Source organism: Kitasatospora sp. NPDC091257, assembly GCF_044757675.1.
Lineage (GTDB): Bacteria > Actinomycetota > Actinomycetes > Streptomycetales > Streptomycetaceae > Kitasatospora > Kitasatospora lactacystinica.
In genome coordinates this window covers 1-4,272 of record NZ_JBIVVI010000807.1, presented here as the reverse complement: position 1 = coordinate 4,272, position 4,272 = coordinate 1, and the positions used below count along the sequence as shown (strand labels likewise).

Here is a 4,272-nt window from a genome sequence, read left to right as displayed (position 1 = left end):
GGGCTCGGCGGGGGACTGGGGGGAGGGTGCGGGCGTGGTCGGCACCGCGTTGGCGTCGACCATCACGGCGATCCGGACCGGGCGGCTGAGCTCACGGCTGAGGGCCTCGGTCAGCTGCGGCAGCAGCCGGCCCTCCAGCACCTGCTTGGCCCGCTCGTTCGGGGTCGCCAGCAGGGCGGTGTCGTGCATCATCCACATCGGCTGGGTGCGCTGCACCCACTGTTTGTCCATCTCCCCGACATCGGGGTCGTTGACCAGCCGCTCGACGACCCTGGCCCAGACCGGGACGAGGTCGCTGTTGACATCAGCCACTGGTGCACGCTTTCCAAGAACAAACCAGACAAGTTCTGCAACGGTAGTCAGCGAACAGGGCGGGATCAAGTCGTTGTCCACAGGCTGTGGGTAAGACGGGCGATCGCGGGCTGGTTTGACCCCCGTGCCCCGTCCCGCGTACCGTAACCAGGTCGAGTTGTCGATGGCCGCTGCCGCATGTCCGCGGGTCCACCCGCTCCATAAGGCGCGCAGCACGGGCGCCGTGGATTGCCTCAGACCCCAGCCGAACTGGGGCGATGGGCCGGATTTCCGAATCAGGGGAGATCACGCGGACGCACGGTGACGGCCAAGCGATTTCCCGTCATCCTACGATTCACCTCAGGAGCCCCCGAGTGAGCAAGCGCACCTTCCAGCCGAACAACCGTCGTCGCGCGAAGACCCACGGCTTCCGGCTGCGTATGCGTACCCGCGCCGGCCGTGCCATCCTGGCCGCCCGCCGTGGCAAGGGCCGCACCAGCCTGTCCGCCTGATCCGCGCCAGAGTCTGTTGTGCTGCCCTCCGAGAATCGGCTGCGGCGGCGCCAGGACTTCGCGACCGCGGTGAAACGCGGTCGTCGGGCCGGCCGGCCCCTTCTGGTCGTCCATCTCAGCAGAGACGGTGACCCGCAGGGGCAGACCGACCGGACCAGCGACTCCCGCCCGCACGTCGCCGAGGGGACTCCTTCGGCGCGTGCGGGTTTCGTCGTGAGCAAGGCCGTTGGCCCGGCGGTCGTCCGCAATCTGGTCAAGCGCCGGTTGCGTCACCTCGTTCGTGATCGTCTGTCCAGGCTGCCCGCCGGTAGCCTGATAGTGGTGCGTGCGCTGCCCCAGGCCGCGACCGCCTCGTACCAGGACCTCGAACGTGACCTGGACGCGGCACTCAAGCGGTTGCTGAGGACGGAGCCCGCCGCCACGGCGCCGACGGGAGCAGGTCGATGAAGTACCTGCTGATGGGTCTGATCAGGGTCTACCAGTGGACCATCAGCCCACTGCTCGGTCCGGTCTGCCGTTATTACCCCTCCTGCTCGCACTACGGCTACGAGGCCGTGAAGGTGCACGGGGCGGTGAAAGGCGGCGGGCTGACCGTGTGGCGCATCCTGCGCTGCAATCCGTGGACGCCCGGCGGGGTCGATCATGTCCCGCCGCGCAAGCATCCGGTGTGGCACCGGCGGTTGCGGGACTGGCTGAAGAGCCGGTCCGCCACCGGAGACCCGGTGACCGCCACCCCCGCCGGTCCGGACCCCGAGGGCCCGGCGACCATTGGTCCCGTGCGGCCAATCCACCTGTCCAAGGAGCCTGACCGGTGACCTTCTCCTTCCTGAATCCCCTGTACACAGCGGTGTCCTGGATCATCGTCCAGTTCCACTCGCTGTACAGCCACATCTTTGACCCGGACGGTGGCTGGGCCTGGGGTCTCGCCATCGCCTCGATGGTGGTCGTCATCCGGATCTGCCTGATCCCGCTCTTCGTGAAGCAGATCAAGGCGACCCGGGCCATGCAGGCGATCCAGCCGAAGATGAAGGCCATCCAGGAGCGCTACAAGAACGACCGGCAGCGCCAGTCCGAAGAGATGATGAAGCTGTACAAGGATGCGGGTACCAACCCGTTCTCCAGCTGCCTTCCCATCATCGTGCAGGCGCCGTTCTTCACCGCCCTCTACGGCGTGCTCGCCAAGGTCGCCAAGGGCCAGGACATCGGTGTCATCCACGGTGACCTGCTGGTGAGCGCCGGCAAGGCGCACATCTTCGGTGCCCCGCTCTCCGCGACCTTCGTCGGCAGCCCCGAGACCAGCGTCAAGATCGTCACCGCCGTGATGATCATCCTGATGTCGCTGTCGCAGTTCGTCACCCAGCGCCAGCTGATGACCAAGAACGTCGACCTCACGGTGAAGACGCCGTTCATGCAGCAGCAGAAGATGCTGATGTACGTCTTCCCGATCATGTTCGCCGTGATGGGCATCAACTTCCCGGTCGGTGTCCTGGTCTACTGGCTGACCACCAACGTCTGGTCGATGGGCCAGCAGCTGATCGTCATCCACAACAACCCGACCCCGGGCAGCATGGCCTTCCAGGAGCGCCAGGAGCGTCTGAAGAAGGCCGGCCGACTGCGTCCGGACGGTACGGAGATCAAGGGCGCGCTCTGGGGCATGCTGCCCCCGTCCAAGGCGGCCGTGAGCGAGGCGGCCAGCGCCGCCGCGGTGGTCGAGGAATCGGTGCAGGCGCGCCGCCAGCAGCCCCGTCGGCAGAGCAAGGCCCAGCGCCAGCAGGGCGGCGTCGGACAGCCGACCGTGGAGCCGGGCAAGGACGCCCCGGCCGAGGAGCCCACCGACGCAGCTCCGGCCGACACCGCCCCGGCGGACTCCCCGGCCGATGCCGGTGGCAAGCCGGCGGCCGCCAAGCAGAGCACGGCCAAGCCGGCCGGTACCAAGCAGGGCACCCGGCAGCAGCCGAAGCGCGGTGGCGGCCAGCGGCCGAAGAAGAAGTCCTGACCGGCCCCAAGCCTGTTGTGACAGCCGCGAAGAGCTTCGTTCCCGGCCCGGCAGACGGGCCCATCTCCGAAGGAGTCCATCAGTGACGGAAGGCACCACCTCCGCCGTCGAGGCCGAGACCGCCGCCAGTTCCGACGAGAGCCTCATCTCCCGTCTGGAGCAGGAGGGCGACATCGCGGCGGACTACCTGGAGGGTCTGCTCGACATCGCCGACCTCGACGGTGACATCGACATGGACGTCGAGGGCGACCGCGCCCTGGTCTCCATCGTCAGTGACGGCAACGACCGCGCGCTGCAGCGCCTGGTCGGCCAGGACGGCGAGGTGCTGGAGGCCCTCCAGGAGCTGACCCGGTTGGCTGTCCACCGGGAGACCGGCGAGCGCAGCCGCCTCATGCTGGACATTGCCGGCTTCCGGGCCCGCAAGCGCGAGGAGCTGGCGGTGCTCGGGGCCAAGGCCGCGGAGCAGGCCAAGAGCAGTGGCGAGCAGGTCAAGCTGCGGCCGATGACTCCCTTCGAGCGCAAGGTCGTCCACGACGCGGTCGCCGCGGCCGGCCTGCGCAGCGAGTCCGAGGGCGAAGAGCCCCAGCGGTTCGTGGTCGTGCTGCCGGTCTGAGGCCGACAGGTCGACGACCGGCCGCCGTGGCGGCCGGAGAGCTTCACCGGACGTGACCCCGTCCGCCTCGTGCGGGCGGGGTCGTCGTCCCTTCTGGGATGTTTCACGTGAAACAGTGCGTTGAGCGGGTCGGTGGATCCGGGGATCGGAGAGGTCGAGATGGACACGGAGAACGCGGCTGCCGGCCGGCCGGGGGCGGACGTGGACCCGGCCGCTGAGGGGCGGGCCACCGAGCTGGAGCATCCTGGCGAGGCACCGGCCGTCGCCCGGGAGGTCTTCGGGGAGCGCTACGACGCCGCGGTCCGCTACACCGAGCTGCTGGCCACCGCGGGCGTGCAGCGCGGGCTGATCGGGCCCCGCGAGGTGCCCCGGCTCTGGGACCGCCACGTGCTGAACTGCGCGGTGCTGGCCGAGCTGCTGCCCTCCGGCATCACTCTGTGCGACGTCGGCTCCGGGGCCGGCCTGCCGGGCATCCCGGTGGCGCTGGCCCGTCCGGACGTCTCGGTGACGCTGCTGGAGCCACTGCTGCGCCGGACCACCTTCCTGGAGGAGGTCGTCCGGGAGCTGGGCCTGGACAATGTCACGGTGCTGCGCGGTCGCGCGGAGGAGATGGTCGGCAAGCTCGCGGTGGACGTGGTGACCGCCCGGGCGGTGGCGCCGCTGGACCGGCTGGCCGGCTGGGGCATGCCGCTGCTGCGCCCGCACGGACAGATGCTGGCGCTCAAGGGCGACAGCGCGGAGCAGGAGCTGGCCGAATCGCGGGCCGGTCTGGCCAAGCTGGGTGCGGTCGAGTGGAGCGTCATCGCGGTCGGCGAGGGCACCCTGGAGACCTCGACCCGGGTGATCCAGGTGAAGGCGGG

The 4,272-nt window shown here is 69.5% G+C and carries 6 protein-coding genes and 1 pseudogene; 6 read left to right on the top strand and 1 reads right to left on the bottom strand.

The window, feature by feature from the left end:
* Positions 1-312, bottom strand: a pseudogene (locus tag ACIQOV_RS29955) (chromosomal replication initiator DnaA); the annotation flags it as partial.
* 353 nt (positions 313-665) lie between these two features.
* Between ACIQOV_RS29955 and rpmH the strand changes: the two are divergent.
* The 6 genes from rpmH to rsmG all read left to right on the top strand — a co-directional run.
* Positions 666-803 (top strand): 50S ribosomal protein L34, encoded by a 138-nt coding sequence (gene rpmH / locus ACIQOV_RS29950; RefSeq protein ID WP_030392420.1) that lies wholly within the window; start codon positions 666-668, stop codon positions 801-803.
* An 18-nt stretch (positions 804-821) separates the two neighbouring features.
* Positions 822-1,250, top strand: a complete 429-nt coding sequence (gene rnpA / locus ACIQOV_RS29945; protein ID WP_049655849.1) for a ribonuclease P protein component — start codon at positions 822-824, stop codon at positions 1,248-1,250.
* Positions 1,247-1,618 (top strand): membrane protein insertion efficiency factor YidD, encoded by a 372-nt coding sequence (gene yidD, locus ACIQOV_RS29940; protein ID WP_049655851.1) that lies wholly within the window; start codon positions 1,247-1,249, stop codon positions 1,616-1,618. The genes rnpA and yidD overlap by 4 nt, the downstream gene beginning before the upstream one ends.
* Positions 1,615-2,799 carry a membrane protein insertase YidC gene (gene yidC, locus ACIQOV_RS29935; protein WP_380541253.1) on the top strand — a complete coding sequence of 395 codons (1,185 nt, stop codon included), beginning with the start codon at positions 1,615-1,617 and terminating at the stop codon, positions 2,797-2,799. The genes yidD and yidC overlap by 4 nt, the downstream gene beginning before the upstream one ends.
* A gap of 82 nt (positions 2,800-2,881) precedes the next feature.
* Positions 2,882-3,412 (top strand): protein jag, encoded by a 531-nt coding sequence (locus ACIQOV_RS29930; protein ID WP_380541256.1) that lies wholly within the window; start codon positions 2,882-2,884, stop codon positions 3,410-3,412.
* A 159-nt stretch (positions 3,413-3,571) separates the two neighbouring features.
* Positions 3,572-4,272: 16S rRNA (guanine(527)-N(7))-methyltransferase RsmG (gene rsmG / locus ACIQOV_RS29925; protein WP_401053714.1), on the top strand; the 701-nt coding region annotated here is incomplete at its 3' end.